Annotated in this window: 12 protein-coding genes and 1 pseudogene; 10 read left to right on the top strand and 3 right to left on the bottom strand. The window is 60.5% G+C overall.

Annotated features, from left to right (window positions below):
- Positions 1-58 precede the first annotated feature (58 nt).
- The gene (locus A4R35_RS07925; RefSeq protein WP_146747143.1) at positions 59-1,825 is read right to left on the bottom strand and encodes a BACON domain-containing protein; all 1,767 of its coding nucleotides are present in this window, start codon (positions 1,823-1,825) and stop codon (positions 59-61) included.
- Positions 1,826-2,546: 721 nt separating this feature from the next.
- Here A4R35_RS07925 and A4R35_RS07920 point away from each other — a divergent pair.
- Positions 2,547-3,848 (top strand): amidase, encoded by a 1,302-nt coding sequence (locus A4R35_RS07920; protein WP_189361519.1) that lies wholly within the window; start codon positions 2,547-2,549, stop codon positions 3,846-3,848.
- A gap of 108 nt (positions 3,849-3,956) precedes the next feature.
- Here A4R35_RS07920 and A4R35_RS07915 read toward each other — a convergent pair whose 3' ends face one another.
- A complete protein-coding gene (locus tag A4R35_RS07915) occupies positions 3,957-4,916 on the bottom strand; it encodes a hypothetical protein (RefSeq protein ID WP_112428182.1) in 960 nt (319 codons plus the stop codon).
- Between the two features lie 491 nt (positions 4,917-5,407).
- Here A4R35_RS07915 and A4R35_RS07910 point away from each other — a divergent pair, with 491 nt between their 5' ends.
- From A4R35_RS07910 to A4R35_RS07875, 8 genes and pseudogenes are all read left to right on the top strand, one after another.
- Entirely contained in the window at positions 5,408-7,078 is a 1,671-nt protein-coding gene (locus tag A4R35_RS07910; protein ID WP_112428180.1) for a mucoidy inhibitor MuiA family protein, read from the top strand.
- 227 nt (positions 7,079-7,305) lie between these two features.
- Positions 7,306-7,818, top strand: a complete 513-nt coding sequence (locus tag A4R35_RS07905; RefSeq protein WP_112428178.1) for a (2Fe-2S)-binding protein — start codon at positions 7,306-7,308, stop codon at positions 7,816-7,818.
- An 88-nt stretch (positions 7,819-7,906) separates the two neighbouring features.
- Positions 7,907-10,489 carry a xanthine dehydrogenase family protein molybdopterin-binding subunit gene (locus tag A4R35_RS07900; RefSeq protein WP_112428176.1) on the top strand — a complete coding sequence of 861 codons (2,583 nt, stop codon included), beginning with the start codon at positions 7,907-7,909 and terminating at the stop codon, positions 10,487-10,489.
- Positions 10,490-11,497 carry an FAD binding domain-containing protein gene (locus A4R35_RS07895; protein ID WP_112428174.1) on the top strand — a complete coding sequence of 336 codons (1,008 nt, stop codon included), beginning with the start codon at positions 10,490-10,492 and terminating at the stop codon, positions 11,495-11,497.
- Positions 11,498-11,832: 335 nt separating this feature from the next.
- Positions 11,833-13,122, top strand: coding sequence for a phenylacetate--CoA ligase family protein (locus tag A4R35_RS07890; protein ID WP_112428172.1), 1,290 nt, complete (start codon positions 11,833-11,835; stop codon positions 13,120-13,122).
- 106 nt (positions 13,123-13,228) lie between these two features.
- Positions 13,229-14,044 (top strand): hypothetical protein, encoded by an 816-nt coding sequence (locus A4R35_RS07885; RefSeq protein WP_112428170.1) that lies wholly within the window; start codon positions 13,229-13,231, stop codon positions 14,042-14,044.
- Positions 14,045-14,405: 361 nt separating this feature from the next.
- Positions 14,406-15,416, top strand: coding sequence for a Gfo/Idh/MocA family protein (locus tag A4R35_RS07880; protein ID WP_189361517.1), 1,011 nt, complete (start codon positions 14,406-14,408; stop codon positions 15,414-15,416).
- Between the two features lie 215 nt (positions 15,417-15,631).
- Positions 15,632-16,438 (top strand): annotated as a pseudogene (locus A4R35_RS07875) (LLM class flavin-dependent oxidoreductase); the annotation flags it as partial.
- A 164-nt stretch (positions 16,439-16,602) separates the two neighbouring features.
- Here A4R35_RS07875 and A4R35_RS07870 read toward each other — a convergent pair.
- Positions 16,603-17,130 carry a CoA-binding protein gene (locus A4R35_RS07870; RefSeq protein ID WP_223258248.1) on the bottom strand — a complete coding sequence of 176 codons (528 nt, stop codon included), beginning with the start codon at positions 17,128-17,130 and terminating at the stop codon, positions 16,603-16,605.
- Between the two features lie 365 nt (positions 17,131-17,495).
- Between A4R35_RS07870 and A4R35_RS07865 the strand changes: the two genes are divergently transcribed.
- Positions 17,496-18,800 (top strand): O-acetylhomoserine aminocarboxypropyltransferase, encoded by a 1,305-nt coding sequence (locus A4R35_RS07865; protein ID WP_112428164.1) that lies wholly within the window; start codon positions 17,496-17,498, stop codon positions 18,798-18,800.
- The last annotated feature ends 91 nt before the right edge of the window (positions 18,801-18,891 follow it).

Raw genomic sequence — 18,891 nt, 5'->3', positions numbered from 1 at the left:
GCTGACCACGAGGCTGAGGGTCACCGTCTACGGTCTCTCCCTGCTCTGCTTGCCTGTATCAAGAAGCAATAGGGGAACAGCTCCAGGTGACTTCGACGCTATTGGCTGGTCCCTCGAAGAGCAGCACGGCGGAAGAGGGACAGGCCTTGCCAGGAATCGTCACCTGGATCGACACCGTCTGCCCGGGAGGCAGGGTGCCTGCTGCAGGCGTGAACGTGATGCCGCTGACGCCGCTGCTAGAGCTGCTCCAGTTCAGTGCAGCAACGTTCTGGCTTGCCGCCCCAATAGTTACCGGGCACAGCCAGCTTGTCTCTGAGCTGGTGAACTGACAATCTTTATCTGCCTGGAGCATGCCTGACTGTGGCGTTTCCAGAATCAGTGTCGGGGGAGGCTGGACCGTCAGCGTCACCGGAATAGTCACCTGGCTCTGCCCGCTGCTCAGAAGAATCTTCCCCTGGTAGCTTCCCGCTGAGAGGTTGGTTTGCAGGCTGTTCACCGTGACCGTGATCGAGCTGGAGCGGTTCGCGCTGAGCGTGCCGCTATTGCTGCTGAGATGTAACCAGACTTGTTTTGTTTCCAGTTGCAGGGCTGCTGACCAGCTTTCCAGGCCGCTGCAGCTCTGGATGGTCAGGGTCTGAGGAGCCGGGTCGCTGGTGGAGGCCACAGCAGTGAAGCTGAGCGAGGTAGGAGAGGCGCTCAGGCACGAGTTGACCACAATAAGCGTTACTTGGAGGAGCAGGGCGGGATGGCCAGCATCGTCGCTGAAGCTAATCTCAGTACTGTAACGCCCTGCTGCCAGGGTACCGACGCTTGCGCTGAGACTAACCTGCTCTTCGCCGGGCGCAGCCAGCAGACCCGAGGTTGCGCTCAGGGAGAGCCAGGGTGATTGCTTACTGTCCCAGCTGGCTGTCCAGCCGACTGCACCGCTGCCGGAAGCGCAGAGGGTGATGCTCTGCTCAATTGGCGTACTATAGCCGACACTCAGCGGGCCGAATGTCACCGCTGAGGGATTAACGCAGCTCAACCCTCCAGTGGGTGGGGGGGACGTGGGTGTGGCGGTTGCCGTGGCTGTAGGCGTTGGCGAGCTGCTCGGGCTGACCTCCACTGTTGGCGTTGGGCTGGCGGTCGCTGAAGGGGTCGGCGACGTGGCTCTCACGATCGTAAAGGTCAGGCTTGCGCTACGCGATGTCAAAGCCTCTTTGGCCTGGATCGAGTGCTGGCCCAGAGGCCAAGCTGGATCAATGATCAGCGTGGCATCGAAGGTTCCGTCTCCCCGGACCTGCAGGCTATTCCCCTCCAGCGTTTGCCAGGCCAGCGTCACCGGATTGAACAGCTCAGCCGCGACTGCCCCCGGTTGTTGCTGCTGCGGGGCTAGGGCGCTGCTGAAGTGCAGAGGAAGATGGTGATCAAGCGTTAGAGTCACCGTGCTGCCGGGCAAGAAATGGGAGCCGTGCAAGTGCAGAGAACCGCCCGGGGTTACGGTCGAGCTGCCGGAGAGTACAGCGAGCGTAGGCGACCAGATGGTAAAGGCCGCAGCCACGGTGCTGCTCATGATCAGCAATGCTGCGCAGAAAGCGACCAGAGCGAGTGTCAACCATGCCGGTGGCCCGCTGCTTGGGCGAGTGAGCGGCTGCCAGGGACGACGAGAGGCTGATGGACTGGCAACAGGGTACGCTGGGGGCTGCTCAGCCAGCTCCCGAAAGCTGGTAACCTCCTCGCCGTGACCCGAAGCTTTGGGGCCGTGAGGAGGTCTACCGCGCACATAGGGTACAGGGGCTGGAGGATTGCCCTGGACATGGGGCGCTTGACTTGCCGCCAGCTGCACCCCTCCAGGCAAAGGCAGGATCCAGGCTCGACGGCGCCGAGTCTCTTCCTCCTCCTCCTGCGCAGCCCGGTTGTCCTGTTGAGCGACAGACGTGGCCTCTACAGAAGGAGAATGGTAAGGTCCTCCCGCCCCGTCCCCCGGGATAGCGGAAGGCGACTCTGGGATCGTCTGCCACCAGTCTGAGACCGTCTCATCCTCTGAAGGGCTGGGTGGGGATGCGAGATCCAGCTCCTGCTCCGCTGGCAGTGGTAACGTTGCTTCGTCGGACTCCTCATCACCTTCACTGGCGGGGGTCCAAACTGAACCAGACGCGGCGCTAGACGGCTGCTGACTGAACATGCTGTCCCGGGCCGGGAGTAGTTGAGTTGGCTCCTCTGTGGGCAGAGAAAGCCCACAGTGTCCACAGGATCTGGCATCATCTGGCAGCTTCGTGCCACAATAGTTGCAGGCGCGCATAGCGATCCTCCTGCGCAGCGTAATCGCTCTCTTGCTTGGAGAAACTGTGTCTAGTCTACCATAGTCCGTCGTAAATAGGGAGTCTGCAAATTCTTCCTGAGAAATCTGCGGCAGTCGATGGGAAACACCACGAGAAGAACATCGCAGCGCCAGCTTGCTCTCTGGCCTTCAGAAGTGCTCTGGCAGTGCAGAAGTGTGCGTCTATTCAACTGAGTGCGTGTTACGAAATATTCACCGAACGTGAGGAAAGGAGTCTAGAAAGGGGATGTGGACGAGAAATGTGCGATTGCAAGAGCAGGCGGAGCAACTCAGTAGCGGTCGCCAGGACCTGATGACCGCTATTGAGGAAGCCTGTGACTGGGTGGAGCGGGCCGAACCCGCGCTGGCCGCTCTCTTGCCCGAAGAGGGAAGGCGCGAGCGGCTGTGCAAAGAGGCGTTAAGCCTGCAACGGCGTTATCCTGATCCAGCAGATCGCCCGCCGCTCTATGGGGTCCTGTTCGCCGTCAAGGACCTCTTTCATGTGCATGGCTTTCCAACACGGGCCGGTTCCCAGCTGCCGGCGGAGGTTCTGAGCGGGCCGCAAGCCAGCAGCGTGACCCTGCTCCGCGAGGCGGGGGCGCTCGTGTTGGGCAAGGCCGTCAGTGCTGAATTTGCCTATTTCGAGCCGGGACCAACGCGCAACCCGGTGAATCCTCTTCATACGCCGGGTGGCTCGAGCAGTGGTTCGGCGGCTGCGGTAGCCGCCGGCTACTGTCCGCTGGCTCTTGGAACCCAGACCATCGGCTCAGTCCTGCGTCCAGCGGCCTTTTGTGGCATTGTGGGCTTCAAACCCACCTTCGGACGCATCTCTGCTGATGGTCTGATTCTCTGTGCCCCTTCTCTCGATACTGTGGGCCTATTTACCCAGGACATCGCGGGAATGATGCAAGTGGCCTCCCTGCTCTGTCGCGGCTGGCGTGGTTGCCCTTCGCTACCCCCGCCAGTGCTGGGTGTGCCCGAGGGTCCCTATCTTGACCAGACCTCGCCGGAGGGGCGGCGAGCCTTTGAGGAGCAGCTCGCGCGACTCCAGCGGGCGGGCTATTGCCTCAAACGTGTACCTGCCTTACCGGATATTGCCTCTATCAATCAGCGCCATTTGCGTCTGGTCCATGCTGAGATGGCGCGAGTGCATGCGCGCTGGTTCGAGCGTTTTGCGGCCCTCTACCGTCCGCTGACGGCGGCGGCCATTCGCGAAGGGATGACGATCGGCGTTCAGGAGATTGTAGAGGTGCGGGCTGGGCGGGAGATCTTGCGAACCCAGGTGCAGGCCCTGATGGAGCGTGAGGGCATCGATCTCTGGCTGGCCCCGGCGGCTCCTGGCCCGGCTCCCCAGAGCCTGCAGACAACTGGCAGCGGCCTCATGAACTTACCCTGGACTCAGGCCGGCCTGCCTGCTCTGAGCCTGCCAGCAGGTCGGGCTGAGAACGGGCTACCACTCGGCCTGCAGTGTGTAGCCGGCTGGATGCGTGATGAGGAGTTGCTGGCCTGGGCCGCTGCGTTGGAGATTGCCCTCGCTGAGCAAGCCTGAGTGTGTCTGCTCCTTTCTACTCAGGCCACCAGCTCTCGGACCTGCGGACCAGCACAGACAAGAGGTCTCGGGCAAAGCGGTTGGCTGGACTGGCAGGCCTCCCTTGGCTCATGGGCCGCTTAGGGCACAGCCACCGCTCTGGTTGTTCCATTCTTCCTGTACGAGGTAGCGATGGCTGTTCCAGATCACATTGCCCCCATCAGCGCCTGTCGGCCCAAACTCCCACGAGCACTTATCTCCGATTTCACTCCCCTGGCTATCGTACCAGGCATTGAGCAGGGGATCAGTGGCCCCTTCCATCTGCTCATGGGAGGCTACATTGATGCTGCTGTCTGCGTCGCTATCGTGGTTAGGTGAGGAAGGGACGCCACAGGCCTCGGGATCGCTCCCTGTATAGGGAATGACGGCGTAGATGATCTCCTTGTCAAAGTAGCCGTGATAGGCACAGAAGCTAGAGAAGCTACAGTAGCTGTCATAACAGATGTTCTCTCCACGAGCCGTAAAAACAAAGAACATATGGGAAAGCGAAGCGCTCCAGCCTTGCATCTGCAGCGCGCGTCTGACCTCGTCCTGGATTTGGGCGTCGCTCAGTGTCGAGTTCGGGTATGGACGGCGGTCGATCCAGGAGCCGCCGAAGCTGGCGCCAGTCGGCGCCTGACCGCTGCTATCGCTGTATTGTACGTTATTATGATAGAGCGCTGAAGTGCCTACATCCTGGAAGTAGCGTTCGATCAGCTGATGATAGCTCGCGCTTACCTGAGAGCCTGGTGGTTCCCAGAAGATAGCGTAGGCGGTCATCGCGCGGCTCATCACTGGACCGTTATGGTAAAGTAGGTTCTGGCCGGCGGTTTGCGGCCTGGTGACCTGGACGGAGCGTATCTTCAAAGGATGCCAGCCACTGAGAGGATGAGCGGCACTGAGGCCAGGGTGACCCCAGGGAGCGATCGGCCACAAGAAGCTGACACTCAAGCAGATTCCCAGCAGGCCACAGGCCCCGAGCAGCCTGACCAGGTGGAGTCGCAAAGAACGCCGAATTGGGAGATATGGTATAGTGCTAGCGAACAACATTGTTCCTCCTCTTCCTGCTGCAACGGAGGTGGGATAGCTTCGCCGTTTAAGCCCTTACGAGTGACCTGGCAAATGAGTGAGCGAGCGCTGCCTAGGGAGTGAGTATAGCCTGGGAAGCTGCGTGACTGCTTCGTCTGGCCTTCCTGCTCTGGCAGCGGAGTCTCTCGGCTGGCGCCCATCTTCCCTATACATGGCACTCTTAGACAAGATTGGCGTTGGGCGAGCACCTCTCATCAGGTGAAAGGCCCGGCGGGGTGATCTGCAGAGGAGTGAAGGGGTGGACGTCTCTTCTCAGTAGAAGCTTTGTTGTAGAAAGCCGTAATCAATCTCATCAGCGGTACAGGTAAGCAGATATGCTGAATCGTCTCCTGGAGCGAAGCCCGTGAGCTGCTCTCTCACCGGAGGGCGAGCTGGAGCAGCTCAACAGGGCCGCTGATCGCTGGCCAGGCGAGATTGGTTGTCCATCCGCATTTCCCGCCAATGAGGTAGGCATGGTCATTGAGCTAGAGACCCGCATCGCTGAGGTCACAGTCTATGGAGATCGAGCCCTTGTTAAGCGGCAGGGAAGCCTCTCCCTGGAGGCGGGCGAGCATGAGCTGCGCATCAACTATCTGCCGCCTTTCCTCAAGGACTCGCTGCGAGCCAGCGGCAGGGGACCGGCAGGAACGCGCCTGCTCGGAGTTGAGGCGACCACCGCTTTTCTAGCCCGCCCTCCCGAGCAAGAGCTGCTGCGCTTGCAGACCGCCTGCGATCTGTTAGGGCGCAAGATTCAGCTCCTACAAACCCGCCAGCAGGCGCTTGAGCAGCGTCGACGCTGGGTCCAGGCTTTGGGAGAGCAAGCACCGGCGCTCATTCAGGGGCTGACCCAGGGACGCTTGCAGCCGGGCGATTACCAGCATTTTTTTGCCGCTCTGCTGGAGCAGATGCTGCAGGATGCCGAGGCTTCCCAGGATGTGGCTGTCCAGTTAGACCAGCTGCAAAAAGAGTGGCAGGCTAAGAAGCGTGAACTGGAGCAGAAACGTCTGCACAGCGATCCTGACCGCCTGGCCGTGCTTGTAACCGTGGAGCTACCACGTGCTGGTGAGCTGATACTGGAACTAAGCTATCTCATCGAAGGGGCGGCCTGGCGTCCCAGCTACGATGCCCGTCTCTCCTTCAGCGGCCACGATGGTGCTAAGGGCGATGTTGGTCAGGAGAGCAGTGTTGATCTCGCCTGCATCGGCCTGGTAGAACAGCACACCGGTGAAGATTGGAACGAGGTAGCGCTGGCGCTCTCTACAGCGCGCCCAGCGCAAGCGACGGTTTTGCCCGAACTGGAACCCTGGTATCTGGATACCTTCCAGCCAGTGTTATCGCCCCGAGCCTTGACTAGGAGATCTCCTCAGTTACCTGCCGTGCCTGGCCAGTGGCAGCCGCAGGTCATGCTGGCGGCCCCGCTGAGTGCCTTGCCAGAGCCAGCTCCGACCGTGGAGGGGCAGGTCAATGAGGAGGCTCTGGCCAGTGAAGAGGCCGTCGAGTCAAGCGCCGAGATTGAGCAGCGAGCTACTGCCCTGGTCTATCGCTGTGGGCGCTCTGTTAACATTCCCTCCGACGGCTCGCCCCATCGGACGCTTATTGCCCAATATCAGCTCCCCTGCCGACTCGAAGTAGTCGCAATCCCGGCCCTGGAGGAAGTGGCCCATCTGCGTGCCACGGTGGAGAACAGCAGCGGCGGTCTCCTGCTCAAAGGCAAGGCCAACATCTTCGTCGATCAGGAGTATGTCGGTACCACCGAGATCGACCTCACGGCTCCCGGCCAAACCTTTCGCCTCTTCCTTGGCCTCGATGACTCTGTGCGCATTCGACGTGAGCTGGTCGAGCGGACAGTTGAACAGGGCAGTCGCTTGCAGGGGAACCTGCGGCGCATCACCTACGCTTACCGCATCACAGTGGAGAACTTTGCTCGGGGTGAACGCCGCATCATCATTATGGACCGTGCACCCGTCTCACGCCATGAGCGCATCAAAGTGCGTATTGTCTCGCTGTTGCCCGAGCCGCAGGAACGCAGCAAGCTGGAGCAGCTGACCTGGCAGTTTACCTTGCCCGCTGGCGGGAAGCAGCAGATTGAGGAGCGTTTCGTCGTCGAGCATCCGCGCGATTTCCGCGTCAGCGGTCTGCCTTGAGACTCGTCTTGGAGATTCCGGGCGGGAGCCGCTTTTGCGGGGAGGAGTGTGCACTTTACAGATACAGTGCTGCACTTGGGCAATATAGCACGCAAGGAAAAATGTTATAATAACACAGGGTTGCACTATCTGAAGAACCCGATCGGCTCCCCTGTCTGCCGGAGTGCTCACTGGGGGGTTCTCCCTGGGTCACCCTGGAGATGATCATCGGGCCGAAAGGAGTCCACATGCGCGAACTGATTACCCTGCGTATCAATGGTGAACGCTATGAGGTGGCGGTGTTGCCTCATCGGACCTTGCTAGAGGTCCTGCGTGAGGATCTCGGGCTGACCGGTACCAAACATGGCTGCGAGCTAGGCGAGTGCGGCGCCTGCACCGTGCTCCTCGACGGCGTGCCGGTTCTCTCCTGCCTGACCCTGCCGCTGGAGGTTCAAGACTGTGAGATTACGACGATTGAAGGACTGGAGGAGCAGGGCAGGCTCCACCCGCTGCAAGAGACCTTCGCCGAGCTGGGAGCGGCTCAATGTGGCTACTGTACTCCCGGGATGCTACTCTCTGCTGTAGCCCTTCTCCGTCAGAATCCCCATCCAACGCGCGAAGAGATCAAACAGGCGCTGTCCGGGAACCTCTGCCGCTGCACCGGATACACGAAGATCTACGAGGCGGTCGAAGCAGCGGCGGAGCGTCTCTCTGCTGCCCGCCAAGGTGAGCGGCAGCCCAATGCTGCCCTCCAGCCCTGAAAAGGCATCCTGGGCAGAGAGATCGACAGCGATCCTATCCGTATCGTCCGCTCAGCTCAGCACCGGTACACAAGAGAGAGGAGAAGCTATGGACGAATGGCGGCGTCTGCAACCACGCAAAGCAGGTCCCTACAAAGTGGTAGGTAAGCCCTTGCCCAAAGTTGATGCCTATAGCACTGTGACCGGGCGGGCTATCTATGCCGATGACATCATACTCCCGCGGATGCTCTACGGGGGCCTCCTGCGCTCGCCTCATCCCCATGCGCGCATTATCTCCATCAATACGCGTAGAGCGCGGGAGCTGCCGGGTGTGCTCGCCGTTATTACGGGTGAAGATCTGCCGCGCAAATACGGTATTTTGCCTTCCAGCCAGGACGAAACGGCCTTAGCCATCGACAAAGTGCGTTACGTTGGCGATCCAGTGGCTGCCGTGGCCGCCGTTGACCCGGACACGCTGGAGCAAGCCCTGAGCCTGATCGAAGTTGAATACGAAGTCTTGCCGGCGCTGATGAGCATCGAGGAGGCTCTGGCGCGCCCTGACGTCAAGATCCACGAGGAGACGCGCAACGGTAACATCCACAAAGCCGTCTCTTATGAATTTGGCGATATCGAGGCTGGCTTTGCTGCCGCCGACTATGTGCGAGAAGACTGGTTCTACTACGAGGGCAACAATCACGTTCCGATCGAGACCCACGCCTGTGTCGCGCGCTGGGAGCCGGACCCCCATAATCCCATCGGGGGGAAGCTCACCCTCTGGTCCTCAACCCAGACCCCTCACTATGTTCATCGCGAAGTCAGCAAGGTCCTGGGTATCCCGCCCTCCCATCTGCGCGTTATTGCTCCCCACGTAGGAGGTGGCTTCGGTGGCAAGAGTGATCCCTTCTCGCATGAGATTTGTGCCTGTGAGCTAGCGCGTCGCACTGGGCGGCCTGTCAAAATCACCTGTACGCGCGAAGAAGTTTTTCTCATCCATCGAGGGCGCCATCCTGTCAAGATGTGGATCAAGACCGGAGTCAAGCGCGACGGGACAATCACCGCCATGCATTTTCGCTCCTTCCTGGATGGCGGGGCCTATGGCTCGTACGGCGTGGCCACCACCTACTATACAGGCGCTCTCCAGCCGGTCACTTATGCCCTTCCTGCCTACAAATTTGAGGGCATGCGTGTTTTCACGAACAAGCCGCCCTGTGGCCCTAAGCGTGGTCACGGCACACCCCAGCCGCGCTTCGCTGTCGAGGTTCACCTCGACAAAATCGCTGCTGATCTGGGAGTTGATCCGATCGAACTGCGCAAGCGCAATCTGGTTCGGCCCTACAGTCGAACCATCAATGGTCTGCGCATTACGAGCTGTGCCCTGGAGGAATGTCTGGATCAGGTCGTCGCTCGCTCCGGTTGGCGCGAGTTTCATGCGGCGCGTCTGGCGCGCGAGGCTGAGGCTACACGCCAGTCCTCACCGGTCCGGCGTGGCATGGGACTGGCTCTTTCCACCTACATCTGTGGGGCCGGCAAGCCGATCTACTGGAATGATATGCCCCATTCCGCTGTCCAGATCCGTCTCGATCGTGGCGGAGGGGTCACCGTCTACTGCGGTGCCACCGACATCGGCCAGGGCTCGACCTCAGTGCTCGCCTACATCGTAGCTGAGGAACTGGGAATTGAGCCGGAGCGCATCCACCTGGAGACCGCCGATACGACCTTAACCCCGGTTGACCTTGGCTCCTACTCCAGTCGTGTCACCTTCATGGCGGGTAACGCCGCTATTCAGGCGGCCCGGCGCCTGAAGGAGCTGCTACACAGCGTTGCGGCTGAGCGGCTGCGCCTGCCGCCCGACCGTCTGGAGAGCGGCGACGGCTTCATTTACTGTGTTGACGATCCACAGGTGGCCCTCTCCTTTGAGCAGGCAGTGCAGCTGGCCGAAGCTCGCTACGGGGCCCTGGTTGCAGCAGGCTCCTATGCGCCTCCAGAGGACATTCATGGTGACTTCAAGGGGGCTGGGGTTGGTCCTTCGCCGGCCTACTCATACTCGGCCTGTGTCGCTCTGGTGGGAGTTGACATCGAAACGGGCGAGGTCAAGGTTGAAAAGCTCTGGCTCGCCCATGATGTGGGCCAGGCGATTAACCCCTTGCTCGTAGCCGGCCAGGTCGAAGGAAGCGCCTATATGGGCTATGGTGAGGCTCTCATGGAGCAGCAGATCTTTCGCAAAGGGCGGCACAAGATCCCGTCGATCCTGGATTACAAGATCCCCACTACTCTCGATACCCCGGAGATCGAGACGATTCTGGTTGGCCGGCCTGACGATGAAGGCCCCTTTGGGGGAAAAGAGGCCGGACAGGGGCCGCTACTGCCCGTCATCCCGGCTATTGCCAATGCCATCTATAACGCCGTTGGCATTCGTATTGATGAAGTGCCGATTACACCAGATAAGGTTTTGCGCGCCCTCAAAGCAGCTCGTAGCGAACCTGGCGAGCGTCCGCTGCCCCCCCCACGTGTCACGCCTATCGTTCTGAATGAGCTATGGCCCGCGCGGCTCATTCGCTGGTCTCCAGAGCAGCGGGAGCCGCGGCCCGATCCAACGAACGGCCACCATCAGCATCCGAGGCAGGGAGAGAGTGCTCCTCATGGGGCGGCTTCCACCTCCTCCCAGCTTCCGCAGAAAGGAGGAACTGCCTGAATGCTACGCCTGCCTCCTTTTCGCTATCTGGCACCACGCACGCTCAGCGAGGCAACGCGACTCCTGGCTGAGGAAGGACCCCAGGCCATGCCCGTGGCTGGCGGAACTGATTTGCTGCCGAATATGAAGCGTCGCCAGTTTACGCCTGCGGTCCTTGTTGGACTGCGCCGCCTGCGCGAGCTGAAGGGGATCGGTGGCTCACCAGATGTGGGCGTGCGCATCGGTGCAGGTGAGACCCTGACAAGCGTTAGTAACCATCCACTCATTCGTGCCCACTATCCTGCCCTGGCCCTGGCTGCCGCGGCGGTCTCTACACCTCAGTTGCGCAATGCTGGCACCATTGGCGGCAATATCTTGCTGGATACGCGCTGTAACTATTATAATCAAACTGAATTCTGGCGCCATTCCATCGGCTATTGCATGAAGCGCGATGGCAGCATCTGCCTTGTCGCTCCGGGCAGTCCGCGCTGCTGGGCCATCTCCTCGGCGGATACGGCGCCCGTGCTTGTGGCCCTGCAAGCGCGGGTACGCCTGGTCAGTGTACGTGGCGAGCGCGAGATACCGATTCAGGAGCTGTTCTACGACGATGGCATGCGGCCTTATACCCGTGAGGCCGATGAGATCTTGCAGGAGATCTGGCTGCCACCCGCACTTGGCTGGCGCAGTACCTATCTCAAGCTACGCCGACGTGGCTCCTTTGACTTCCCCATTCTAGGTGTGGCCGTGGCCCTGCGTCGTGAGCCGGATGGTCGCATAGGCGATGCTCGCATTACGCTGGGCGCTGTTGCCTCCCATCCCGTCGAGGCTGAAGAGGCAATGGCGCGCCTGCGAGGACAGCAGCCCACGCCTACCTTGTTGCAGGAAGTAGCGACCCTGGCGGCGAAGCGTGCCAGGCCACTGGACAACGCGGATTTGACAATCACCTATCGCAAACAGCTCACACCGGTCTATGTTCGACGAGCTCTCGACCTGCTGGTAGAGGCAGAACAGGGCAGCGGAGCTGAGTAGGCTGGGACCGATCTTGAAGCGCTCCGCCGCTGCCCAGGCGTGTTACTGCATGAGAAGGCTCCGCCCGTCTGCCCGGTAGGTCGGAAAGAGAGGGCTGTCCTTTGTCTGCCATCTGCGGGCGCCTGGCTCTCTCAATGTGCCGGGCTGTCTGACCCTGCCCGGGCGCAGGCCAGGCTCCCCGTGAGAGAGATCTACTTGCTGCAACCACACGTACAGGACAGGCAAGGAAGAAAGACAGAAGAATGAGCAAAAAGCCGCAAGGAGAAGAGTAAGGGATATGGCGTGCTTTCCCGCCCGCCGGGCAGCTCGGGGCCGGGAGTGAAAGGACGTGATCCATGCCTCAATCGAATCATCCACGGCTGGAGACTGCTTCGCGTTCACTGATCGAAGCGCGGCAATTGGCCCGGCTCCAGCTAGGGCTTACGCGCATTTTACCGCGCAACAGTTTTTACGAACGAAAATTGTTGGCGAATGGCCAGTCGCTCTCGCTAACACGGCTGCGCGATCTATCGCTCTTGCCCTTTACAACCAAACAGGAGCTGCTCGCTGATCAGGAGCGGCATCCGCTCTATGGCGAGAACATGACCTACGCGCTGAGCGAGTACGTGCGTTATCATCAGACATCGGGCACAACTGGACGCCCCTTGCGCGTCCTCGATACGGCGGAAAGCTGGAAGTGGTGGGCCGACTGCTGGAAGACGGTCTATCAAGCGGCGGGCGTCACCCGCGATGATGTGATCTTTATCGCCTTTGGTTTCGGACCCTTCATCGGCTTCTGGGCGGCCTATGAAGGGGCCAAAAATCTGGGGGCCCTGGTGGTGCCTGGCGGCGGGATGGACTCGCTGCAGCGGCTACGAATGATGCAGGACGTCCAGGCGAGCGTCCTGGTCTGCACGCCGAGCTATGCCCTGCGCCTGGCGGAGGTGGCCCGGCAGGAGGGCTTTGACCTGCAGAAGCTCAAGGTGCGCATTACAATCCATGCGGGCGAGCCGGGGGCCTCGATTCCGGCCACGCGTCGGCGCATTGAAGAGGCTTGGGGAGCCAAAGCCTACGACCATGCCGGCATGTCCGAAATGGGTGCCTACGGCTTTACCTGCGAGCGGCAACACGGCCTGCATGTCAATGAAGGTGAATTCATCGCTGAAATTCTGGACCCTCGCTCAGGCCAGCCCGTGCCGGTGGGCGAAGTTGGTGAGCTGGTGCTGACCAACCTGGGACGTTGGGGTAACCCGGCCCTGCGCTATCGTACCGGTGACCTGGTGCGCAATGGCGGTTATAGCTGCCCCTGTGGCCGGGCCTTCCTGCTGCTGCCCGGCGGAATCTTGGGGCGCATCGATGATATGCTCATCGTGCGCGGCGTCAATATCTATCCGTCGGCCATCGCCGATGTCTTGCACCGCTTCCCCGAGGTGGCCGAGTATCGCATTATCGTCACCAGCAATGGGCCACTGGATGAGATCGCGCTCCAGGTCGAGTGCCCTCCCTCGTTGGTCGGCGAGATTCAAGAGGCTCTGCGCGCCTCCTTCGGCTTGCGTATTCCAGTCGAGGCCGTCGCCGAGGGAAGCTTACCGCGCTTCGAGCTAAAGGCGAAGCGCGTGGAGGATCGTCGCCGGCGAATGCTCTAGCCCGGTCCCTCCCCTGGTGCGTCGCTTGCATCACTAGCCGGATAGAGTGTATAATGAAAAAATTTGTAAAGAATGCGCTTTGGCTCGCCATGCAAGGAGGAGATCCATGACCAGGAATGTTGTGTCCCTCGGGCAAACGCTTCCACCAGAGGAAGTTGGGCGCCGGTTACGCTTCGCCGCCAACGGGCTGGAGATCGTTCCCAACCCGCCGCGTGTCGGTGAGACAGTCTCGATCCGTCTTCTCTTGTGTAACGAAGCAAGAGAGCCGCTCACGGTGCAGAAGGCCACGCCGCGGATCTACTCCTTCGGCATGGGCTCCCGCGAGCACGAGAGCCTGCCAGCATTGGGGCCTGTGACGTTACCAGCTGATCCCGCCCATATCGAGGCCCTCAGCTGGCAATGGCTCCCAAGCGCTGGCGGTCACCGTTGTCTGCGCGTCTCTCTTGAGATCGAGCAGTGGCCAGAGCCCTGGGTTGTCGGCTGCAATTTGAATGTCATCAACGCCACTGCCGATGCTTATCGCTGGGCGGTGCCGTTTCGACTGGGGAATCCCACGGAGAAAACTCAGCCCCTGCGCTTGCGTCTGGACCTCCACGGCGCCGGCCTGGGAGATGAGACCTTCCGGGCCTGGGTCGAGCTGCCACAGGACGGCAGTCGCCTGGTTCCCGGGCAACCCCTCTGGTTGCGGCCCCATGAGGAACGCGGGGCTCTTCTCGTGATTCGGGCCCATCGCTTTGCGACAGAGGCTTTTAAGCTGGTCAGTGATGTTGAGGCCTGGCTTGGTGATACATTTCTGGATGGCATTCGCGTCATCGTCCGGCGCAGTGCGCCAGTTGCTCCATTCGCTTCTCTTGGGGCACGGCAGCCAGAGGAATCGCTCCTGGTCAGCGTGCCCGTGGGGCTGAAAGACAGCGAGGCTTAGCCCGGCAGTGCCCAGGGCGGCAGGCTCTCCGCTCCGCCCTGGCATTCGCTGCTTGACCGGTGGCATATCCAGCGCACCCAGGCTACTGGAGCCGTGGCCTGCCTGGGGTCACCGGTCCTATCTGTCTTCCCTGGCCCCGGCGCCTGGTCTAGCGATGTCCTGATCTGCCTTCTTATTCTCGCAGGGCCAGGGTCTGGAAGGGAAGGAAGGCGTGACGTCCTCTCGGGCCACTACGGACCGTCGGATGAATGGCGTGGGATTCACCTGCCCGCCTCTCCGTCTATCTGTTCGTCGGCCCGCCTGCTCAGTCAGGACCAGAGACGAAACAGCGCTCTGTGCATTCTCTCAGGAAGAGAGGCCTATGCAAAGCGAGCTACACTCAGCGGAAGCGCCGGTGAAATGGGGGATACTTGGCGCGGCCAGCGTTGCCCTCAAGCGCGTCATTCCCGCTATTCAAGCGGCCAGTAATGCCCAACTGGTGGCCATTGCCAGTCGCGAACCGGACCGTGTTCGCCTGCAGCTGTCTGCTCCCCCAGCCGTACGCATCTATAGTGATTATGAGAGCCTGCTGGCAGACGAAGGAGTAGAGGCAGTCTATGTGCCCTTACCCAATAGCATGCATGCGGAGTGGAGCATGCGAGCCTTGAAGGCCGGCAAGCATGTCCTCTGCGAGAAGCCGTTGGCTCTCACCGTTGAGCAAGGGCTGAGCATGCTCCAGACGGCCCGTGCCCAGGGGCGACTGCTCATGGAAGCCTTCATGTATCGCTTCCATCCGCAGATGCTCTGGGTCATGGAGCAAATCAGCGAGGGCCTCATTGGGGCCGTCAAGCTTGTGCGTTCCTCCTTCTATTTCGACCTGCGCAGCCGTCCCCAGGACATTCGCCTACAAACTACCCTTGGGGGCGGCTCGCTCGTTGATGTGGGCTGCTACTCACTTAATCTCTGTCGTGCCATCTATGGTCGGGCCCCACTGGCTGTCGGGGCCCGTGTCTATGCCCCGGCTCGCGGGGAAGTTGAGCGTGCCGTGGTGGCCTTCCTCGATTTCGGAGAAGGGCGCTTCGCTCTCATCGACAGCAGCTTTGAACTGCCTACCCGTCAGCTTGCTGAGATTATCGGAGAGAATGGGACCCTTCTGCTCAATGGCCCATTCACACCCGGGCAGATAGAGACCACTGTGACCCTCACCATTGGCGAGCAGATTATCGTGCGTCGCTTCCCGCCCAGCGATCCTTATCGTCTCGAGATCGAGCATTTTGGAAGCTGCCTGCGCACCGGGCGCCCGCCCTTGCTGCAGCTTGAGGAATCGCTAGAAAACCTTGCCACCGTCGAGGCCATCTATCGCTCCGCTGGCTATCAGTGGCCGCCTGGCTGAAGCTGGCGAAGAGTGCTGGCCTGGCCTCCTCGCGGCTCGGGCTTCGCCCTCCCGCAATGAGGTGCTGACATGTGATATGATGCTCTCGACAGAGCAAGCCTGCTCAGGTCTATTCTGATAGAAGGGACGAGCAAGCGTGAGTCGTGTTGAATTTGGTTTGATGCTTCAAATGATGCAGCCGCCCCCCCCTAGGTCCAGATGAGCTATGGGACTATAATCAGCGACTGATTCAGGCAGCAGAAGGGTTCAGCACCATCTGGGTAGAGGATCATTTTGACTGGGGAGAAGCAGCCGTCATGGAATGCTTCTCGACCATGTGTTATGTAGCGGCAAGCTATCCCCACCTCAAAGTCGGCTCACTGGTCCTTGGCCAGGGGTACCGCAATCCGGCGCTGCTGGCTAAAATGGCCGCCAATCTGCAACTCATGTCCGGCGGGCGGCTGATCCTCGGCCTTGGCGCCGGCTGGCAGGAACATGAATATCGCTCCTACGGCTATCACTTCCCCAGTGTCAAAGAGCGGATGGAGCAGCTGGAAGAGGCGCTTCAAATCATGCGGCTCTTGTGGCAGGGGGGGCCAGCCACTTTTAACGGGAAGCACTATCATATCGAAGCGGCGCACTGCCTGCCGGTCCCGCAGCCGTCGATCCCCCTCCTCATTGGTGGCGGGGGTGAGCAGCGCACCCTGGCCATTACCGCGCACTATGCCGACCTCTGGAACTTCAATTCCTGCACGCTCGAAGAATACAGCCGCAAACTGAGCATATTACGTCAGCACTGCCAGCGACTCGGGCGCAATCCAGCTGAGATCACCCTGACCTATCTCAGCACCGCCAGTGTTGCCGATGATCCCGCCCTAGTCGTACGCGACCCCAAAAAGCACTTCATTGCTGGCAGCCCCACCGAGGTCATTCGGGAACTGGAGCAGTTCATTGAAGTCGGTGTCTCCCACTTTATCTTCCGCTTCCTGGACATTCCCTCACTAGAGCGCTTCGTGCGTAGTGTCTTGCCCCATTTCCGCTAAGGCGAAGAGCACGTTCAACGCAGTGCACAGCGCAGATCAGAACGATGAGGCTGGTCCCGCTGCCCTGCCCTGGGGCAACGCCACCTGTGTGTCCGGATGCCAGCAGGGTGGGACCGGCCTCTCTCCAGACCAGGCCTTCGGGGAAGGAAGGCCTGGGCCGCAGCCTAGCGCACCAGCTCAGCAGAAGAGGGCTTCAGTACCTCAGCCCGAGGCAAGGCCCGCGAAAGGACCACGCCCGTGTTCAGTCCGACAGTGTGCAGGCCGCCGAAGAAACGAGCATGTTCCATCTTAATACACTTATTCTGCACGAAGATCAAGCCAGCCTCTTGAGCCAGGCGTCCGGCCTCATCGTTGCGGATACCGAGCTGAAGCCAGAGCACCTTGGCCCCGATGCGAATCGCCTCCTCAGCAATAGGCAGAACATCCTCGGGCTTGCGGAAGACATCCACTATCTCAATCGTTTCACCGGCCTCCTTGGCCTCCGTCAGCGAAGCATAGACCCGCTGTCCGAGGATCGTCTGCCCGGCGTAGCGCGGATTCACCAGAATGATATGATAGCCCTCGGCCTGCAGATAAATGGCCACAAAATGGCTCGGGCGATAGGGATCAGCCGAGATGCCGACAATGGCCACATGGCGATACGTCTGAAGGAGCTTCAGACGATCGTACATATCAGGAGCATACTGCATCATAGAACGCTCGACCTCATCCTTCTTAAGACAATTGCGACTCAGACCATCTTTGTCCACCTCGCCGCGGTGAAGCGCAGAGAGCCACGGGGCAAAGCGTAGGCAAGGCCCCGCCCTTTATTGTACTGCAGAGCGAGGAGAGACTGCAGCCATCTCACCATCCTCCATCTCCCCTGACGCCTCCCCGCGTGAGGGCTGCCGAACGCCGCAGCACATGTGATACGATACTACAGAATAGTCAGCCAGCCGCCCGGCCCGGCAAGCGACCATCTCTGTGCTCCTGGCCGGCCTGCCTGACGATGGTGAGCGCACCACAGCACACAGCCAAAAAGGAGCCTAGCCTACACCAGAGAAGAGGGGAATAGAGGATGCCAGAAATCGACGGCGATCATATCTTCGGCTTCAACACTCTATCGGTCCATGCTGGTCAGCGGCCTGATCCAACCACCGGGGCCAGGGCAGTACCCATTTATCAAACGACCTCCTTTGTCTTTGATGACACTGATCATGCGGCCCATCTCTTTGCCTTGCAGCGCTTCGGCAACATCTACACGCGCATCATGAATCCCACCACGGCGGCCTTTGAAGAGCGCATCGCCGCCCTGGAGGGAGGCACTGGGGCTGTCGCCACCGCCTCGGGTATGGCGGCCCAGATGGTCACCATGCTAACGCTTCTGCGACCTGGCGACGAGCTGGTCTCATCCAGCAGCCTTTACGGAGGCACACACACCCAGTTTGACATCACCCTGCGCACCTGGGGGATCAATACCATCTTTGTTGACAGCAGCGACCCTGAAAACTACCGGCGCGCCATCACTCCGCGCACACGCGCACTCTATGGGGAGACCATCGGCAACCCGCGGGGGGATGTCCTCGACATCAAGGCTGTTGCCGAGATTGCCCACGAAGCTGGCCTGCCGCTTATCATCGATAATACCTTTGCTACACCCTATCTCTGCCGTCCCTTCGAGCACGGCGCCGACATCGTAGTGCATTCGGCCACCAAATTCATCGGTGGTCATGGTAACTCGATTGCCGGCGTCCTTGTCGAATCCGGGAAATTCCCCTGGGATAACGGAAAATTCCCGCACATCGTTGATCCGTCGCCGGGCTATCATGGTGTCCGCTTCTACGAGACCTTCGGCGACTTCGCTTTCGTCATGAAGGCTCGCTGTGAGACCCTGCGTGACACCGGCCCCTGCTTGAGTCCCTTCAATGCCTTCCTGCTGCTGCAGGGCCTGGAGACGCTCTCGTTGCGCATGGAACGGCACTGCCAGAACGCGCTTCAGGTCGCTCAGTTCCTCAAAGAACATCCGGCAGTCAGCTGGGTTAACTATCCAGGCTTGCCCGATAGTCCTTACTATGAGCTGGCCAGGCGCTATTTGCCACGCGGTGCCGGTGCCATCTTTACCTTTGGCGTCAAAGGGGGCTACGAGGCCGGCAAGGCCGTTATCAACAATGTCCGCCTCTTCTCCCACCTGGCCAACGTCGGTGACACGCGCAGCCTGATCATTCACCCGGCCAGCACCACCCATCAGCAGCTCTCCGAAGAGGATCAGCTAGCGGGTGGAGTGACGCCGGATATGATCCGCGTCTCCATCGGCATCGAGGATATCGAAGATATCCTGTGGGACCTGGATCGCGCCCTGCATGCTGCCATGAAAGTGGCCTGATCTCGTCAAGAGCTGACGTGGCGACGGTCTGGCAGCCGAGGCTTGCCTCTGGCCCCGGTAAACAACGCCAGCCTACGCGCTGTTTACCGGG

The organism is Thermogemmatispora tikiterensis (genome assembly GCF_003268475.1).
Classification (GTDB): domain Bacteria; phylum Chloroflexota; class Ktedonobacteria; order Ktedonobacterales; family Ktedonobacteraceae; genus Thermogemmatispora; species Thermogemmatispora tikiterensis.
This window is presented reverse-complemented; position numbering and strand designations above follow the sequence as displayed.